We start from the raw sequence: 17,684 nt of genomic DNA, 5'->3' as shown, positions 1-17,684 counted from the left end.
GATCTTTTGGCGTTATTACGTCATCAGGTGCAGATGGTTATCCCAGAGCCCTGCAGGCAGTTCCAGGGGTTTTGCCAGCAGGTCCGCCTGGCGGCAGTCGTAGTACCGGCAGCGGCCCTGGCCCGAGGTCACGACAAAACCATCAGCCACCGCACCGACCCCGGCGCAATCGGGAAGCGGCGCATCCAGGCGCACTTCGCCGCTGTCCAGGTCCCAGATGAAAAAGCGGTTGCCCCGTGGCGCAGTCAGCGCCACCAGGCGCAAGTCACTGTGCACCGCCACGCTTGCGGTGTAATGACCCATCGCCTGCAACTGGTGTTCAGGCACAGGGAACGCCACGAATGGCTGGCCGGGCCGCTTGATCGCCAACAACTCCGAGGATTCGTGGGACGGCCCCATGAATTGCTGGCCGGCGACGATGGTGCCGTCGTTGGCGATGCCCAGGTGTCGCACGCTGTTCATTTGCTGGGCGAGGGTTTCCTTGCTCAGCAGGGTCCCGTCGCGTTGCATCAGCACCAGGCTCGGCTCCATGGCGTTCAGATTCATCTCGACCCGGCTCTCGGCCTCGGTGCGAATGCCGCCGTTGGCCACCACCAGGGTCTCGCCATCGGGCATCCATGACACTTGGTGCGGACCGATACCGTGGGTAGAGATCTCGCCGCTGTGGACCAGACGCTGGCCCTCGAAACGGTACACCCCGAGCAGGCCTCGACCGGGATCGGAGGTATCGTTTTCGGTGGCGTACAGCCAGTCGCCGCTGCTGTGGATCACTGCGTGGCCGTAGAAGTGCCGGTTGGGCAGCGAGGTCACGGTTTGCAGCACAGTGCCGTCGCGCAGGTCGATCAGGTAACTCTCGGTACCTGGGCGACGGGCCACGAACAAGGCCATCGGCTCTGTCGGATGATTGATGATGTCATGGCAACGCTGGCCAACCTGCGTGGCGAACACCTGCGTGCCGTCCAGACGATAACCGACCGCATAGTGCTTGCCATCGGTATCGTCCCGCGCCGAGAGCAGCAGAGGGCTCTTGTCCTTTTGCTTGAACAGCGTCCAGCCGCCCAGTGTCACTGCTCCCAGCAGCAAGCTACCTAAAGTCAGAGCCTGACGTCGCAGCATCGCAGTCGCCCTCATCAGTCACCGTCGTTGGCGTTAAAGCCCAGTTGGATGCCCAGCGCCTTGGCCAGTTCGCCTTCGTGCAGGCGATGGACGACGTTGAGGCTGTCGTAGATATCGTTGAGTTGCTGGCGACCGGCGTCGTCGCCAAGCATTTCGGCCAACGTGCGCTGATTGCTGGCGAACAGTTTCAGGGATGCAGCGTAAGCGGCGTCGATCTTGTCGGCCAGGGGTTTCTGCTCGCTCGGCAGCAGGCCGCGCAGGCCTTTGTTGTCGACACCTTCCCAGACGGTCTTGGCGGCGGCAAGGCTGGCTTCCAGACCACTGAGGGAGGAATGGCTACGCCATGCATCGGCCTGGAACGGTTGTGGCACGCCTTTACTCTGGCGGCCCATCGGTGTGCCGAGTTTTTTCTTCAGGCTGTCGAGGGCGGTCACCTGCACTCGCAGCAGATCGGCGATGGCCTCATGGGAGTCGGCGTAGCGCTGGTTGGGGAATTTGCTCATTTGCGCGAGCATGCCGTCGGTGTTGTTCCAGCTTTTGAGAATGTCTTCGGCCAGCAGTTTCTGATGTTCGCCGATCGCCTTGAGCAATGGGCAGTATTTGGCTTTCTGCGCATCGTTGGCAACGTCAGGCTTGCTGTCGAACAGGATGTATTCGTAGGCCGACAGTCCTTGCACCACAACACTCGACTTGGCGAGGGTAGCTGCGTCGATCTGCGGCTGCGCGGTGACCAGTTGCTCGACCTGCCGGCCGACCAGGTTTTTCTTGTCCGGCCAGAACTGCACGGACCAGGCACGATTGCCCTCGGCCAGGGGGCCGATCAGCAGCGGCTGCAACTCGGCCCAGGCCTTTTGCGCATGCAGGAAGTCCTTGCGTGCCGTGTCGAGATTTTCCTTGCCTTCGCAGTAGGCGAGGGCACTGACAGCCAATTGGCGATCGGCTTCCACCCAGCGGGTGTACGTTGGCAGGATCACCGATTTGGCGATTGCCGCCGACGTGACGGCCTGCGGGTCCTGCGGGGAGCAGGCGCCCAGGGCGAGGGCGGCAAGGCTGGTGAACAACAATTTGGGACGGAACATGTAAGGCTCCCGCTGAGTAGACGCTTATTAAAGGGAATTCAGGAACGCCAGCAACGCAGCGCGCTGCTCGGCGTTGAAAGACAACACCTGTTGCTGCGCCGCTTTGGCTTCGCCGCCATGCCAGAGCACGGCTTCGAGCAGACTGCGGGCGCGGCCGTCATGCAAAAACTGGGTATGCCCACTGACCGCCTGCGTGAGGCCGATGCCCCACAACGGCGGGGTGCGCCATTGGCGGCCACTGGCCTGGAATTCGGTACGGTTGTCTGCAAGGCCTTCGCCCATGTCATGCAGCAGCAGGTCGCTGTAGGGGCGGATCACCTGATTGGCCAGTTCAGGTTCTGCGGCCGTCGCTGCGGTGGTGTATTTGGGGGTGTGGCAGGACTGGCACCCGGCCTGGAAAAACAGGCTCTTGCCCGCCAGCACCTCGGGCGCGCTGACATCACGACGGGCTGGAACGGCCAGGTTGCGGCTGTAGAACAGCACCAGGCGCAGGATGTTGTCGCTGACTTCCGGCTCGCCATCGGGGCCATTACCGTTGGGCGCCTGCCTGCACGCGGTTTGCGCGTCGGTGCAGTCATCGATGGGCTTTAGGCTGGTCGTGAGGCCCATGTCACCGGAAAACGCGTGGACGTTCTGCTGATTCAGATTCGGTTGCCCGGCTTTCCAGCCAAATCGACCCAGGACGGCTTTTTGCTGCACGTCGTCCCAGACCCAATTGGGCTGTCCGCTGATGCCCCGGTTCTCCTTGGCCTGCGCTTGGGCGTTGGCCAGGATGGCGGCTTGCGGGATGGCTTCGAGCAGGCCCAGGCCGATCATCGGCGGAGCGACCCGTGCCGAGAAGCGCGTGTCGGGGTGCATCGGGCCGTAGCCGAGCTGGCTGATCTGCAAGGTGGGTTTGCGCAGTTCGATCTCAGTGCCGTCCTTGAAACGCACAGGCACTGGTGTGTAATCGACTCGTACCTTGCCTTCGGGAACCACGCCCGGTACTGACATGTCCTGCAACTGACCGCCGTAGACGGGCTCCGGGACCACGCCGAGCTGCTCAATGACCTTGGCATAAGTCGGCGCATCCGGGATCGACAGGCGCACCAGCATTGACACGGCATTGGCCGCACCCGGCGTGGGCGGGTGGCCGCGACCGTCCTTGATGTGGCAGTTCTGGCAGGCGTTAGTGTTGAACAGGGGCCCCAAGCCGTCGCGTGCGGTGGTGGTCGAAGGGGCGATCACCCAGGGGTTGCGGAAGAAGCTGTTGCCGACGCTGAAGTCCACGCGCCGTGAGGGCGCAAGGTTGGCGGAGGGCAGGGAAAAGGCATTCTGATCTGTCTTGCGCACAGTCGCGCTGCCACCGGAACGGGCTTCACCGGGTTCGGCCTTGGTAAAACGCGGGGCGTCATCGCAGGCACTCAGGCACAGGGCCAGAAACAGTGCGGATAAGCGAAGAGGCAGCGAGAGCATCAGACATCCTGCAGAACGAGCAAAACACGGGCGCAAAGTCTAACAGGGCGGTGAAGATTGAATAAGAGGAATTATCGTTTGGTTGATGTGGCGCAGGAAAAGATCGCAGCCTTCCGCAGCTCCTACGGGTTTACGCCGATCAATGCAGGAGCTGCCGAAGGCTGCGATCTTTTATGAACTGGCGCACAACATTAAGCGAAAACAAAAAAGGCGACCCTGAGGTCGCCTTTTGATCCAGCCAGCGTTGATCAGAACTCGTGATCAGCGTTGTCCGGGTTCAGGTCGCTGATGCCCAGCTTGCCAGCAGCGGCTTCGATCGAACCGGTCTGCTTGACCAGCGAAGCGATGGCGTCGCGAACGATCTGGTTGCCGGCGGTGTTGCCGGCCGCGATCAACTGGTCGTAGTGCTCACCCTTGTTGGCGTGGTCGACGATGACCTGCATCTTGGCTTCAGTGGCTTCCAGGTCAGCTTTCAACGCGCTGTCGGCAGCCGGATCAGCCTTGGCCACCAGGGACGACAGGCTCGCGCCGGTCATCTTGGTACCGTCGACGCGGGTGTATTCGCCCAGGTATACGTTACGGATGCCTTTGGCGTCGTAGAACTGCGAGTTGTGGGTGTTATCGCTGAAGCAATCGTGCTCGTCTTCAGGGGAGTTGGCTTCCAGGGAAACCTTCATGCGCTCGCCCGCCAGTTCGCCCAGGGACAGGGACCCCATGCCGAACAGCATTTTGCGCAGGCCGGTTTCACCCGACTCGGCTTCCAGCGTCGCGCGGTAGTTGTCGGTCACGTTCGGCTTCCAGTTGCCGACCATCTCTTCCAGGTCGCTGACCAGCAGTTGGGTCACGGACTTGAGGTAGGCACGACGACGATCGTTGTGACCACCGGTGGCGCCAGTGCCTTCGAGGTAGTCGGAAGCCGGACGGTTGCCAGCGCCAGGGCCGGTGCCGTTCAGGTCCTGGCCCCACAACAGGAATTCGATGGCGTGGTAGCCGGTGGCGACGTTGGCCTCGGAACCGCCCAGCTCATTGAGGCTGGCGAGTTTTTCCGGGGTGATGTCCTTGACGTCGATCTTGTCTTCGCCGACCTGAACTTCAGTGTTGGCGATGATGTTGGCCGTCGCGCCCGGGTTGCCCAGTGCGTGCTCGTAGGACTTGTCGACATAGTCGATCAGGCCTTCGTCCAGTGGCCAGGCGTTCACCTGACCTTCCCAGTCGTCGATGATGGTGTTGCCGAAGCGGAATACTTCGCTCTGCAGGTAAGGTACGCGAGCAGCTACCCAGGCAGCTTTGGCCGCTTTCAGGGTGTCGGCGTTCGGCTTGGCGAGGAAGGCGTCGACAGCGCTCTGCAGGGTTTTCGCGGTGGATTCGGCATCGCTGTAGACGGCGAAGACGATGTCGGCGTAATGCGCGACAACGGCTTTGGCGGCGGCTTCGTCGACCTTGCCGGCAGCAGCAGGCGCCGGGGCTGTGGCAGTGGCTGCTGGAGTCGGCGCTGGAGCGGCAGCTTTGTCTTTGCCTTCGCCACAACCGGCGAGGGAAATAGCGATGGCCAACAGACTGGCGGTAGCCAGAGGCATACGAATCATGGCGAACATCCTGCTTCGAGAAGGGGGTGGAATGGCGCAGCAAGCGCGCAAAACTGCGACATAATGCAAATCTTTCGCATTATCTGTAAAGGGTTGTGACTGTAAATATTTCTTGTTCACTCACCTACAGGATCACAGCATTGCTGCGCTGCGCCTGCTTGAGGTAGGCGCTCAACTCTCGCGCCGGCAATGGCTTGCTGTAGAAATAGCCCTGCCCCTCGTGGCAACCCTCGGAGATGATGTAGGCCTCCTGCTCTGCCGTTTCCACGCCCTCGGCAATCACCTGCATGCCCAGGCTTTTACCCAGCTGGATGATCGCCCGGACGATCGTGGCATCGTCGTCATCGTCCAGCAGGTCCTGGACGAAGCTCTTGTCGATCTTGATCTTGTCCAGCGGCAGGCTCTTGAGGTAACTGAGCGACGAGTACCCGGTACCGAAGTCGTCGATCGCGATCAACGCGCCGGAGCGACGCAGGCTCAGCAGGTGCTGGGCGGCGGTGCTGATGTCTTCCATCAGGCCGGTTTCCGTGACTTCCAGTTCCAGGCTGCGCGGTGGCAGGCGGTACATCTGCAGCAGGTTGTTGACCACCCTTGGCAGTTCGGCGTGGTGCAATTGCACGGTGGACAGGTTGACCGCCATTCGCAGGTCGATGAAGCCTTGGTCATGCCAGTCGCGTAGTTGCTTGCAGGCTTGATCCAGTACCCACTCGCCGATGGCGATAATGGTGCCGTTCTGCTCTGCCAGCGGGATGAACAGGTCTGGCGGGACCAGGCCGTGCTCGGGATGCTGCCAGCGAATCAACGCCTCGACACCCACCACGCGGTTTTCCCGGTAGCTGATCTGGGGTTGGTAAACCAGATAGAACTGGTCGCGGGCCAGGGCATCGCGCAGGTCTTTTTCCAGCTCGCGACGGCGGCGCATCTCGGTGTCGACGCTGGCGATGTAAAACTGGTAGCGGTTGCGCGAGCGGGTCTTGGCCAGGGTCATGGTCTGCTCGGCTTTCTGCAGCAGCTTTTCAGTGCTGTCGCCATCCTCGGGAAACAGGGTGATGCCGATGGTCGCGCGCAGGCGAATTTCCTGATGATCAAGAGCAAACGCGGCTTCGAGATCGTCGAGAATGCTCTGGGCCAGTTCCGCCGCTTCATAGGGCTGTTCGATGTCGGCCTGGACCAGGGCGAACTGGTCGCCGCCGAGACGGGCCAGTGCGCCAAGGCGTCCGCTATGGGCCCGCAGGCGATCGGCAAGGGCCAGCAACAGTTGGTCGCCGGTCTGGTAGCTGAACTGTTCGTTGATACCCTTGAAGTCATCGAGGCCCACGCACAGCACCGCCACCCGGCGCTGCAACTTGCCGGCGTCCACCAGGATCTTGTCGAGTTGATGCTGCAGCTGCTGGCGGTTTGGCAGGCCGGTCAGGAAATCGTACTGCGACATGCGCAGCAGGCTGTTTTCCGCTTCGTGGCGCAGGTGCGTGTTGCGCTCGATGGACTCCAGCAACTGGTTGGCGGTGTTGATCCAGATACCCAGTTCGTTGTTCTCGTGCCCCTTGAGCTGGGGAATCTTGTGTTCGCTGGGTCGGTCCGGGTTGATTTCAGTCAGGTGCTCGATGATCCGCGACAGTGGTTTGGTCAGCAGCCAGTGATAGACCAGGTACAACACCAGGCCCATGGCCAGTGCCCGCAAGACCCCGGAGATGAAGATGATCACCGAGCTGACGATAAACCCCTGGCCATAGGTGGCGGTGTCGAGGGTGATACTCAGGTCGCCGTAATACTCGCTGTACGGGCCGCGCCCCACCAGTTGCGTGGTGAAAGTGCGTTCCTTGCCAAGAATCAGGTCAGTCAGCCAACGGCTCTCGGAATGCTGCAGGTCGCGGGATTTCTGCGCGAGCATCGCCTCGTTGGGATGGCCGATGGAGGCCTGGCGCACGGCGTCGTCCTGAAAAAGACCTTCGATGACCTGCATGCCCATCTCGCGGTCCAGGCTGTAGACGGCCTGGGTGGAGGGGTCACGAAACATGTCGAGGATGCGCTCGGCATCATTGGCCACGGCCTGGCGTGTCTTATAGGCATCGAAGACGATCTGCGCGCAGCTCAAGACCACGCCGACGATCAATGCCGACAGGAGCACGACCCGGAGCAACTTCACCGACAAGCTGTTCTTGAGTTCCAGCTTCAAAAGGCTATTCCTTGTTCCGTGCGGGTAGCATCAAGTTGCCATGAGTATTGGCAATCCCGTGATGGCAGTCAAAGGGACATTCATCCGCGGGAGATTTTGCCTGCTGCCTGGCGAAAATGCAGTTGCCTGAGGTTTTCTGCTGATCAGCACTGTGTCGTCAGGCGGGCCCTGGAACTTGAGGGCGGCTGGATGATTTTTTCCACGGGTCGATGTTAGACCGGTCTTTTGCGCACCCATAAAAAAACCCGGCCGAAGCCGGGTTTTCTTTACCGGTGTCGATCTTAAGCGGTGAAGGTTTTGCCTTCGAACTGCTCAGCCACGAATTTCCAGTTGACCAGGTTCCAGAACGCTTCGACGTATTTCGGACGAACGTTGCGGTAGTCGATGTAGTAAGCATGTTCCCAGACGTCGCAGGTCAGCAGCGGGGTATCGCCATTGGTCAGCGGGTTGCCGGCGCCGATGGTGCTGGCCAGGGCCAGGGAACCGTCAGCCTTTTTCACCAGCCAGCCCCAACCGGAACCGAAGGTGCCGATGGACGTCTTGCTGAACTCTTCCTTGAACTTGTCGAACGAACCGAACGAAGCGTTGATGGCTTCAGCCAGGGCGCCGGTTGGTTGACCGCCGGCGTTTGGCGCCAGGCAGTTCCAGTAGAAAGTGTGGTTCCAGACCTGAGCGGCGTTGTTGAAGATACCGCCCGAGGAAGACTTGACGATTTCTTCCAGGGTCTTGCCTTCGAACTCGGTGCCTGGCACCAGGTTGTTCAGGTTCACGACGTAGGTGTTGTGGTGCTTGTCGTGGTGGTATTCCAGTGTTTCCTTGGAAATGTGCGGCTGCAGGGCATCGTGTGCGTAAGGCAGCGGCGGCAATTCGAAAGCCATGATGATTCTCCTAATCAGGTCAGTTGCGGTGAGCGCAAGGCCGATCACGGGCGGCCAGACAAGCGCCGGGGAGTTTGTACTCTTTGCGGCGCATCGGACCGGATCATAGCACCGGGGGTGCGGCATAACCACGCAACAACTGTGTGGGATAGAGGTTCCAGAGCCTTTTGGAATAAATCAGGGGCTGGTGATGAGTTGCACCGCTACCGTGAACATCATCACCGCCACCAGCAGGTCGAGGATCCGCCAGGTACTCGGCCGGGCCAGCCACGGCGCCAGCCATGCGGCGCCCAGTGCGAGAGTGAAAAACCACAGCAATGACGCGCTCGCTGCGCCCACTACGTAAGCGCCCGGTTCGGTCTGCTGCGCGCCGAGCGAGCCGATCAGCAGGACGGTGTCCAGGTAGACATGCGGGTTGAGCAAGGTCACGGCCAACGCGCTGAGCATGACCGCCCGCAGCGAACGCACGGTCTGGCCCTCGCCCTGTTGCAGGCTCTGTTTTGAACAGGCCCGGCGCAGCGCCAGGCTGCCATACCAGAGCAGGAATATCGCGCCACCCCAACGGGCTACCGCCAGCAAGGTCGGGTTGTGCGCCAATACCGTCGCCAGGCCAAACACTCCGGCGGCAACCAGCAATGCATCACACACCACGCACAATGCAGCGACCGGCAGGTGGTGTTCACGCCGCAGGCTCTGGGCCAGCACAAACGCATTCTGGGTGCCGATCGCCATGATCAGCCCTGCGGCCACTAGCAGGCCGTTGACATAGCTTTGCCACATTGATGGTTACTCCGCGTTAGCTGCCAGGTCCCGCAACACGCCCATGGCGCGCTCTGCATCGGCCTGGCCGACGAATAGATGGTCGTGGTAGTAACCTGCGATCACATTGCAACTGATTCCGGCCTGTCCCAGTGCGGTTGCGAAGGCCGCTGTCAGGCCGACGGCCTGCAGCGCCGAATGCACGTTCAGAGTGATCCAGGCGGCGACGTAGTCAAAGTGCAGGCCGGCTTTTTCGGCGTGGCGACGCTCCAGGATCACCGTCAGCCCTTCTTGCTCGCGAAAGCTGCCGATCAACTCAAGACCTGCCGGCAGCTGGCTGTCGTGAAGGGTACAGAAAACGTATTCGCCGGCGTTGAGTTGCGGGCTCATGCTGCGCAGCAGGGTTACCAATGAAGTTTCGCCAGCCATGTGGGTGATCCTTGTCGAAGAGTTCTTGCTGGCCATTCTCCCCGTGGAAGCGGTATAAGAAAAACCAATCTTGCTGATCGCTCATTAGGAAAACTGATGTTTGACTATAAATTACTGTCAGCCCTGGCAGCTGTGGTTGAGCAGGCCGGCTTCGAACGCGCCGCACAGGTGCTGGGTCTGTCGCAATCGGCGATTTCCCAGCGCATCAAATTGCTCGAAGCCCGGGTCGGCCAGCCGGTTCTGGTGCGGGTCACGCCGCCCGCGCCTACCGAGATCGGACGGCGCCTGCTGAACCATGTGCAGCAGGTACGGCTGCTGGAGCGCGACTTGCAGACCCTGGTGCCGGCGCTGGACGAAGAAGGCCTGCCGGAGCGTCTGCGCATCGCCCTCAATGCCGACAGCCTGGCCACCTGGTGGGCCGCCGCCGTCAGCGATTTCTGCGCCGAGCAACACCTGCTGCTGGACCTGGTGGTTGAGGACCAGACGGTTGGCCTCAAGCGCATGCGCGCCGGCGAAGTGGCCGCCTGTATCTGCGCCAGTGAGCGCCCGGTGGCGGGCGCGCGCAGCGTGTTGTTGGGCGCGATGCGCTATAGGGCCCTGGCCAGTCCCGCGTTCATTGCTCGGCATTTCCCGCAAGGGGTGCGTGCAGGTCAGTTGGCGAAGACCCCGGCGCTGGTGTTTGGGCCGGACGATTTCCTGCAGCATCGCTACCTGGCTTCCCTGGGTGTCGATGGCGGTTTCGAACACCATTTGTGCCCGTCCTCCGAAGGTTTTATCCGCCTGACCGAAGCCGGACTTGGCTGGGGCCTGGTGCCTGAACTGCAGGTGCGCGAGCAGCTGGAACGCGGTGTGTTGCTCGAGCTGTTACCAGATAAGCCCATCGATGTGCCGCTGTACTGGCATCATTGGCGCAATGGCGGGCAGTTGCTGGGGTTACTGACCGAACAATTGGTGCGTTCATCCAGGCAATGGCTGGTGCCGTTGGACTGACGGGCAGCGTCAAGGCTTACGCATTACGCAAAATGAAACACATCGGAGCACTACATGAAGATTCTGGTCACCGGCGCAAGCGGCTTCATTGGCGGGCGCTTTGCGCGTTTCGCCCTGGAGCAGGGCCTGGACGTACGGGTCAATGGTCGCCGGGCCGAAAGCGTCGAACACCTGGTGCGCCGTGGCGCCGAGTTTATCCAGGGTGATCTCGGCGACCCGCTGCTGGCCCGTGACCTGTGCGTGGATGTCGACGCTGTGGTCCATTGCGCCGGTGCCGTGGGGTTGTGGGGCCGTTATCAAGATTTCCACCAGGGCAATGTCCAGGTCACCGAGAACGTGGTCGAAGCCTGCCTGAAGCAGCGGGTGCGGCGCCTGGTGCACCTGTCTTCACCCTCGATCTATTTTGACGGCCGCGATCACCTTGGTCTGACCGAAGAGCAAGTGCCCAAGCGCTTCAAGCACCCCTACGCGGCGACCAAGTACCTGGCCGAGCAAAAAGTATTTGGCGCCCAGGAATTTGGTCTGGAGACCATCGCCCTGCGTCCGCGATTCGTGACCGGCGCCGGTGACATGAGTATTTTCCCGCGGCTGCTGAAAATGCAGCGCAAGGGGCGGTTGTCGATCATCGGCAACGGTTTGAACAAGGTGGATTTCACCAGCGTGCAAAACCTCAACGAAGCCTTGCTCAGCAGCTTGCTGGCCACGGGCTCGGCGTTGGGCAAGGCCTACAACATCAGTAATGGGACCCCGGTTCCGCTGTGGGATGTGGTCAATTACGTGATGCGCAGGATGGACGTCCCGCAGGTCACCCGCTACCGTTCCTATGGGCTGGCCTACAGCGCTGCCGCGTTGAATGAAGGCGTATGCAAGCTCTGGCCGGGCCGCCCCGAGCCAACCCTGTCGCGCCTGGGCATGCAAGTGATGACCCGGGATTTCACCCTGGACATCAGCCGCGCGCGGCATTATCTGGATTACGATCCAAAGGTCAGTCTCTGGACCGCCCTGGACGAGTTCTGCAGCTGGTGGAAGGCCCAGGACATCCGCTGACGGGCTCGTCACTGAACCGAGTTGGGGGTTCAAGGTCAATCGATGCGGTTGTGGGGGGTATACTGCGCCGCATCAAGCCATCACCGCGTTCACAAAGGTTGACTCAATGTCCATGCGTAACGATGCCAACGACGACTTCGATGTACCGAGCTTGCGTGCCGACAGCCTCGACGACGATGATTTTGTGCCTGCCGCGCGTCATTCCGGGCACTCGCGCACGCCCCCGGTGGTCAAGGTCAAAGGTCCGAGCACCGGTCCTCTGTGGGCACTGGTCGGTGCTTTGTTCATCGCCTTTGGCGGCCTTGCCTGGTGGAGCTTCCAGCAGATTTCGCTGATGGAGCAACAGCTGGTGGCGACCCAGGAAAGCTTTGCTCGCATCAGCGAGGAAGCGGCAGGGCGCCTGCAGGATATTTCCGGCAAGGTGGTCGCCAGCCAGACCAACGTATCCAGTGACAGCGAGGCGTTGAAGCTGCAGATCAGGCAGTTGGAAAGCAAACTCCTGGATCAGGGCAAGCAGCAGCAGGGCGTTGTCGGCCAGACCACCGAACTGGACAAGCGCCTGGCGCAGATGACGGCGCAAACCGCCGAGCTCGACAAACGCCTGGTCGAGGCGAGCGCGCAAACCACTGAACAGCAGAGCGCCAACACCCAGTTGCAGGCCCAGGTCAAAGCCCTGAGCAGCGAACTGGCAGCACTGAAAAGCGCCCCAGCCGATACCAGCAAGGTCGACGCCCAGCTCAAGAGCCTCGGTGCCGATATCGCTGCATTGAAGAAGCAGGGCAATCCAGGCGCGGCCATCGACCGCCTGGAACAGGACATGATCGTGCTCAAGGCCCAGCAGGATAATCGTCCACCCGCCAGCGCCAGTGGCAATACTGCCGAATTCGATGCGTTCCGCACTCAGGTCAGCCGCAACATCAACACCCTGCAGGCGCAGATCCAGAATCTGCAAAAGCAACTCAACGCCCGACCGTGAGGACGCCGTGCGCTCCTTGGCGGCTGTGCTCGTCTACGCTGCTTGAACATCAACAGGAATGAGGAACGCGCAATGGGGGTTTGGCATAAATTGATGTTACTGGGGGGGCTGCTGTTGTTAGGCCTTGGCCAGGCACAGGCGGCCGGCACGGAAAAAGACGACAGCCAGGCCGCCAAGGCTCTGCTGGAAAAGGCCTTGGCCTACTACCATGAGAATGGCGACAAGGCGTTTGCCGCATTCAGTCGCCAGGGTGAGTTTGTCGACAAGGACCGTTATGTGTTCGTGGTCGACACCAAGGGCGTCATGCTCGCCAGCGGCGGGCCTTCTTCGGCGGTGATCGGGCGGGGTGTATCGGATGTGCTCGGGCCGGATTTGCAGAAAGCCTTCAAGGACGCGTTGAAGGTGCCTGAGGGCAACGGCATTCAGCAGGCCGAATATCGCTGGCAGAACTGGTCCGACGGCAAGGTCGAGCGCAAGCACGTGTTCTACCAGCGTGTCGGCCAGCGCATTCTGGCAGTGGGCTATTACCTGCCTCGCGCGTCAGCGGAGCAGGCCATGGCGTTGCTGAACAAGGCGGCCGGCGATCTGGCCAAGGATGAGAAAGGCACCCTGACCGCGATCAATTCGCTCAAGGGCGGGTACCTGCAGGATGACCTGTATGTATTCGTGGTGGACCTGGACACCGGTCGTTACGTTGCCCATGGCACCAACCTGCGCTTGATCAACACCGACTTCAGCAAGATCAAGGATCCCGAAGGCAAGCCCGTGGGCGAGCCGATCCTGGCGTTGATTGCCAAACAGGATTATGGCGAATACGAATATCGCTGGAAGAACCCGGTGACTGGCAAGGTTGAGGCCAAGCATGCGTACCTGAAGAAGGTCGGGCATTTCCTGGTGGCTGTGGGTTATTACAGCCCATAAGATCAAAAGATCGCAGCCTTCGGCAGCTCCTGCGCAAGCTGCGATCTTTGTGTTAACGAACCTTGTCCTCGCGCCCCCGCAACATCATGTTCGGCATTGCAATCGCTGCCGCCAACCCCAGCAGTGACACCGCCGCACTGACCATCAGCAAGTGCCGAAACGTCAGCAGCAACTCTGCCCGCAGGGCATTTTGCGCATCCCCCGGCGCGGCGTTCAAACCGTCCAGCAGGACATTTCCCGAACCGCCTTCGCCAATCAGCGTCGAGCTGCCCAGGTGGGCGAAGCTTGAGTCCTGCAACAGCGCCAGCAGCAATGCCGACATCAAGGCTACCCCCACCGCGCCACCCAGGGAGCGGAACAAATTGGTCGTGCTGGTGGCCACGCCAATGTCCCGCTGTTCTACCGAATTTTGCGTCCCTACCAGCGAGGTCGGGAATTGCATGCCGCCCGCAATACCACTGAGCAACATGAACAGGCTGCTCCAGATCATCGCCTGGGGCGGGCTGAACGCCATGCCGAGAATTGAAATCGGCATCAGCGCCGCGCCGGTCAGGATCATCGGTTTGTAGCGTCCGGTCACCGAGGTGCGACGACCGGCAAAATAGGCGCCTATCGGCAGCCCCATGGCCAGCGGTAACAGGTGCAGGGCGGCACTGTCGGCGCCTGCACCGGTGACGCTCTGAAAGCGCAGGGGCATCAGGACGATCAGCGAGATCGCCTGGAAACTGGTGAAGAAAATCGTGCACCAGCAGAGCAGGGCATTGCGGTTGGCAAACAGGTGCATCGGCAGCAACGGTTCCCGCGCCCGGCGTTCGTGCCAGACGAACAGCCCCAGTATCACTACCGCACACGCGAGCAGCCCCGTGACTTCGAGGCTGTTCCAGGCATGGCCCTGGCCAACTTCGGTAATGCCGAGCAGCAAGGCCGTCAGGCCGATAATCATCAGCACGGTGCCAAGGTAATCGATCACCGGTTTGCGCTGCGGCACCGGCAGACCGACCAGGGTGCGATGAGCGACCACCAGGGCGCCCACCCCCAGCGGCAGATTGATCAGGAACACCCAGCGCCACGACAGGTACTCGGTCATGTAGCCACCCAGCACCGGTCCGGCGACACTCGCCACCGCGTACATGCTACTGAAATACCCCTGGTAGCGACCGCGTTCGCGCGGCGGCACGATGTCGCCGATGATCGCCTGGCTGACCGAAATCATCCCCCCGGCACCAATGCCCTGGAGAATTCGCGCCAGGACCAACTGCTCCATGCTCTGGGCCATACCGCAGAACAGCGAAGCCAGCGTGAACAGCCCCATGCCGAACAGCATCAACTTGCGGCGCCCGTACAGGTCGCCGAGCTTGCCGTAGATCGGTACGGCCACCGTCATGGCCACCATGTACCCGGAAATCACCCAGGCCAGCAGGCTGACATCCTTGAATTGTGCGGAGATGGCCGGCATCGAGACTGCCACGATGGTCTGGTCCAGCGCGCCAAGGAAGATCGCCAGCATCAGGGCAATCAGCACGCTGCGAATCGCCGGTTTCGGCGCGTCGGGCTGGGTGAGGTGGGTCACGGTAAAACCTGCGGCAATGGATGATCCGCAGGCAAGAGGCGAGCGGGAATGCTCGCCAGTGTAAGTCGATAGCAGGCTATTCGATAGGCTCGTAGGGAAGGCCGACGTAATTTTCTGCAATGGTCTTGCGACCGGCTTCGGAGTCGACGAAGTACGCCAGCTCTGATTCGGCGATGCGCTGGCTGAAACCGTCGTGGTCGTCGAAGCGGTGCAGCATCGACGTCATCCACCAGGAAAAACGCTCGGCCTTCCAGACCCGTCGCAGGCAAATTTGCGAGTACTTCTCCAACAGATCGAGGCGGTCTTCGCGGTACACCTTCAGCAGAATATCAAACAGCGTACTGACATCGCTGGCCGCCAGGTTCAGGCCTTTGGCTCCTGTGGGTGGGACGATGTGCGCGGCGTCGCCGACCAGGAACAGTCGCCCGTACTGCATCGGCTCGACCACAAAACTGCGCAGCGGCGCGATGCTTTTCTCAATGGACGGCCCGGTGACCAGCGTTTCGGCCAATTCCGCTGGCAGACGGGATTTGAGCTCCTCCCAGAATCGCTGATCGGACCATTGCTCCACCGTCTCCCCGGTGGGCACCTGCAGGTAATAACGGGTGCGGGTTGACGAGCGCATGCTGCACAGGGCGAACCCGCGTGGATGGCGGGCATAGACCAGCTCTTCGTGCGCCGGCGGGGTGTCGGCGAGGATGCCCAGCCAGCCGAACGGATAAACCCGTTCGAAAATCTTCAGGCTGTCGGCGGGGATCGATTGCCGCGCCACGCCATGGAAGCCGTCGCAGCCGGCGATGTAGTCGCAGTCGAGTCGATAGCTCTCGCCGTCTTTTTCAAACGTGACGAAGGGTTCAGCGGTCTTCATTGCATGGGGAACGACGTTCTCGACGCCGTAAAGGGTCGTGGCGCCTGCAATCTGACGAGCGGCCATCAGGTCGCGAGTGACTTCGGTCTGGCCGTAGATCATCACGGTTTTTCCGCCGGTAAGGGCGTGCAGATCGATGTGCACCTGGCGACCGTCGAGCGACAATTCAAAGCCGTTGTGGATCAGCCCTTCGGCATCCATGCGTTGTCCCGCACCGGCCTTGCGCAGCAGCTCTACCATGCCCTGTTCAAGCACCCCGGCACGGATGCGCCCGAGGACGTAGTCCGGGGTCTGGCGTTCCAGGATGAGGGTGTCGATTCCGGCGTTGTGCAGCAGCTGGCCGAGGAGCAATCCGGATGGACCTGCACCAATGATGGCGACTTGGGTTTTCAGCGTTTTCATTGTTTTTATGGCTCGCAAGCTGCACTCGGCCAGGGCCGGTGAGTAATTGTTATGGATCGAGTGCTTGCATTTTTCACTTGCGAGTCTGTCAATTGAAGGTGAAAACTGAGCCGATACCTGTACATTCTGCCAATCGGTGCGATTATCGCCCGCTACTATCTCCGAGGCCTGATTGAAGTTATGAACAAGCCTGCCCTGCCTTCCATTCCGGTGTTCAAGCTTTACGGAGAAAGCCTGGACTGGCCCACCCCGGACCTGTTGCATTGTGAAACCATATCCAAACGCAGCCGTGAGCATCAGTGGGAAATCAAGCCCCATCGCCACGCTGATTTGTGCCAGTTGCTCTTCGTCTTCCAAGGTCAGGCAGAGCTTGAGATCGAAGGGCAACGCACACTGCTCACAGAGTCGGCGATCCAGATCCTGCCGCCTTTATCCGTGCACGGCTTTCGTTTTTCCGAGGACGTCGAAGGGTTTATCGTCACGCTGGCTGCGCCGCTGGTCGCGCACCTGCAGGCGCAGCTGGGCAGTTCGATGAATGCCCTGGGCCAGGCCGAGAGTTATCCGGCGGGCAAGGACAGTGAATATCTAAACAGCCTGTTTACTGCGCTGCAGGACGAGTACACCGGTCATCAACCGGCGCGGGAAATGCTTATGCATTCGCTGGTCAGCGTGATCATGGTCTGGGCCAGCCGCCAGGCCCTGCAGCGACGGTCTGCCAGTCAGCGTCCGCAGCGGGCGCGCGAGTACCTGAACGGCTTTATTCAGCTGGTGGAAGAAACCTATCGCCAGCATGTCAAGGTTGAAGACCTGGCGCATCGGCTGGGCATCTCTGTTTCCCACCTCAACGGCACTTGCCGCGAGTTGGCCGGGCAACCGGCGCTGCAGATCATGCACGAGCGCCAACTGCTCGAAGCCAAGCGCCTGCTGACCTATACCAGCATGACGATCTACGAGATGTCCGACGTGTTGGGGTTTTCCGATCCAACCAATTTCACCCGGCTTTTTCGACGTCGGGTAGGCATTTCGCCCAAGGCGTTTCGCGACCGTTTAAAGGCCGATCAGGACAACGAAACCTGACGCCTTTCGTCAGCGAAGGGCGTTGAGGGTGGCGTTGTGGGGAATACAGCGCTCGAAGTTGCAGCTCGCAAAATCGCGGGGCAGTTGCCGCAGCTGTTCGACCCGCCACGCAGCGGTGCCATAAAGCGCCAACGTTGCTGCGCAGGTGACGAAAATGGCGAGGTATCTTCTTGTTTTGATGTTCATGGCGCTCACCTCTGAACGACTACCCAGGGTACTACGTTGAGCATAGTAGGAGCTGCCGAAGGCTGCGATCTTTTGATCTTGTATTTGCTTTTGATCTTCCAAAGAGCGCCACCCACAGCTGAAAATCAACAGATCCTCCGATCAAAATCCCCCCCAACTGCCCCCCAAC

16 protein-coding genes are annotated in these 17,684 nt (G+C 60.8%); 5 read left to right on the top strand and 11 right to left on the bottom strand.

The window, feature by feature from the left end:
* Window positions 1-15: 15 nt before the first annotated feature.
* The 8 genes from UB23_RS03705 to UB23_RS03670 form a co-directional block, all read right to left on the bottom strand.
* A complete protein-coding gene (locus UB23_RS03705; protein ID WP_045057978.1) occupies window positions 16-1,116 on the bottom strand; it encodes a DUF1513 domain-containing protein in 1,101 nt (366 codons plus the stop codon).
* A gap of 14 nt (window positions 1,117-1,130) precedes the next feature.
* The gene (locus tag UB23_RS03700; protein ID WP_045057977.1) at window positions 1,131-2,195 is read right to left on the bottom strand and encodes an imelysin family protein; all 1,065 of its coding nucleotides are present in this window, start codon (window positions 2,193-2,195) and stop codon (window positions 1,131-1,133) included.
* Window positions 2,196-2,222: 27 nt separating this feature from the next.
* A complete protein-coding gene (locus tag UB23_RS03695; RefSeq protein ID WP_045057976.1) occupies window positions 2,223-3,650 on the bottom strand; it encodes a di-heme oxidoreductase family protein in 1,428 nt (475 codons plus the stop codon).
* A 248-nt stretch (window positions 3,651-3,898) separates the two neighbouring features.
* Window positions 3,899-5,236, bottom strand: coding sequence for an imelysin family protein (locus UB23_RS03690; RefSeq protein WP_045057975.1), 1,338 nt, complete (start codon window positions 5,234-5,236; stop codon window positions 3,899-3,901).
* Window positions 5,237-5,360: 124 nt separating this feature from the next.
* Entirely contained in the window at window positions 5,361-7,412 is a 2,052-nt protein-coding gene (locus tag UB23_RS03685; RefSeq protein WP_045057974.1) for a putative bifunctional diguanylate cyclase/phosphodiesterase, read from the bottom strand.
* A 281-nt stretch (window positions 7,413-7,693) separates the two neighbouring features.
* Window positions 7,694-8,290, bottom strand: coding sequence for a superoxide dismutase (locus UB23_RS03680; RefSeq protein ID WP_008034365.1), 597 nt, complete (start codon window positions 8,288-8,290; stop codon window positions 7,694-7,696).
* Between the two features lie 177 nt (window positions 8,291-8,467).
* Window positions 8,468-9,070, bottom strand: a complete 603-nt coding sequence (locus UB23_RS03675; protein WP_045057973.1) for a LysE/ArgO family amino acid transporter — start codon at window positions 9,068-9,070, stop codon at window positions 8,468-8,470.
* 6 nt (window positions 9,071-9,076) lie between these two features.
* Window positions 9,077-9,478 (bottom strand): ACT domain-containing protein, encoded by a 402-nt coding sequence (locus tag UB23_RS03670; RefSeq protein ID WP_045057972.1) that lies wholly within the window; start codon window positions 9,476-9,478, stop codon window positions 9,077-9,079.
* A gap of 96 nt (window positions 9,479-9,574) precedes the next feature.
* Between UB23_RS03670 and UB23_RS03665 the strand changes: the two genes are divergently transcribed.
* The 4 genes from UB23_RS03665 (at window position 9,575) to UB23_RS03650 (ending at window position 13,412) form a co-directional block, all read left to right on the top strand.
* Window positions 9,575-10,468: a LysR family transcriptional regulator ArgP gene (locus UB23_RS03665; protein ID WP_045057971.1), complete on the top strand. Its 894-nt coding sequence runs from the start codon at window positions 9,575-9,577 to the stop codon at window positions 10,466-10,468.
* Window positions 10,469-10,522: 54 nt separating this feature from the next.
* Window positions 10,523-11,515 carry an NAD-dependent epimerase/dehydratase family protein gene (locus tag UB23_RS03660; RefSeq protein WP_045057970.1) on the top strand — a complete coding sequence of 331 codons (993 nt, stop codon included), beginning with the start codon at window positions 10,523-10,525 and terminating at the stop codon, window positions 11,513-11,515.
* A gap of 106 nt (window positions 11,516-11,621) precedes the next feature.
* Entirely contained in the window at window positions 11,622-12,491 is an 870-nt protein-coding gene (locus UB23_RS03655) for an ATPase (RefSeq protein WP_045057969.1), read from the top strand.
* A gap of 72 nt (window positions 12,492-12,563) precedes the next feature.
* Complete coding sequence (locus UB23_RS03650; protein WP_045057968.1) at window positions 12,564-13,412, top strand: cache domain-containing protein; 849 nt, start codon at window positions 12,564-12,566, stop codon at window positions 13,410-13,412.
* A 52-nt stretch (window positions 13,413-13,464) separates the two neighbouring features.
* On the opposite strand, the gene UB23_RS03645 is transcribed toward UB23_RS03650, so the two are convergent.
* Window positions 13,465-14,982: an MDR family MFS transporter gene (locus UB23_RS03645; RefSeq protein ID WP_045057967.1), complete on the bottom strand. Its 1,518-nt coding sequence runs from the start codon at window positions 14,980-14,982 to the stop codon at window positions 13,465-13,467.
* Between the two features lie 76 nt (window positions 14,983-15,058).
* Window positions 15,059-16,252: a 4-hydroxybenzoate 3-monooxygenase gene (pobA, locus tag UB23_RS03640; protein WP_045057966.1), complete on the bottom strand. Its 1,194-nt coding sequence runs from the start codon at window positions 16,250-16,252 to the stop codon at window positions 15,059-15,061.
* A gap of 180 nt (window positions 16,253-16,432) precedes the next feature.
* On the opposite strand from pobA, the gene UB23_RS03635 reads away from it, so the two are divergent.
* Window positions 16,433-17,329 (top strand): helix-turn-helix domain-containing protein, encoded by an 897-nt coding sequence (locus UB23_RS03635; protein WP_045057965.1) that lies wholly within the window; start codon window positions 16,433-16,435, stop codon window positions 17,327-17,329.
* A 9-nt stretch (window positions 17,330-17,338) separates the two neighbouring features.
* Here the strand turns inward: UB23_RS03635 and UB23_RS29865 are convergent, their stop codons facing one another.
* Entirely contained in the window at window positions 17,339-17,515 is a 177-nt protein-coding gene (locus UB23_RS29865) for a hypothetical protein (protein WP_163019474.1), read from the bottom strand.
* Between the last annotated feature and the right edge of the window lie 169 nt (window positions 17,516-17,684).

Source organism: Pseudomonas sp. ES3-33, assembly GCF_000952175.1.
GTDB classification, from domain to species: domain Bacteria; phylum Pseudomonadota; class Gammaproteobacteria; order Pseudomonadales; family Pseudomonadaceae; genus Aquipseudomonas; species Aquipseudomonas gregormendelii.
The sequence above is the reverse complement of the archived record's forward strand: the minus strand, read 5'-3'. Positions and strand labels throughout refer to the sequence as shown.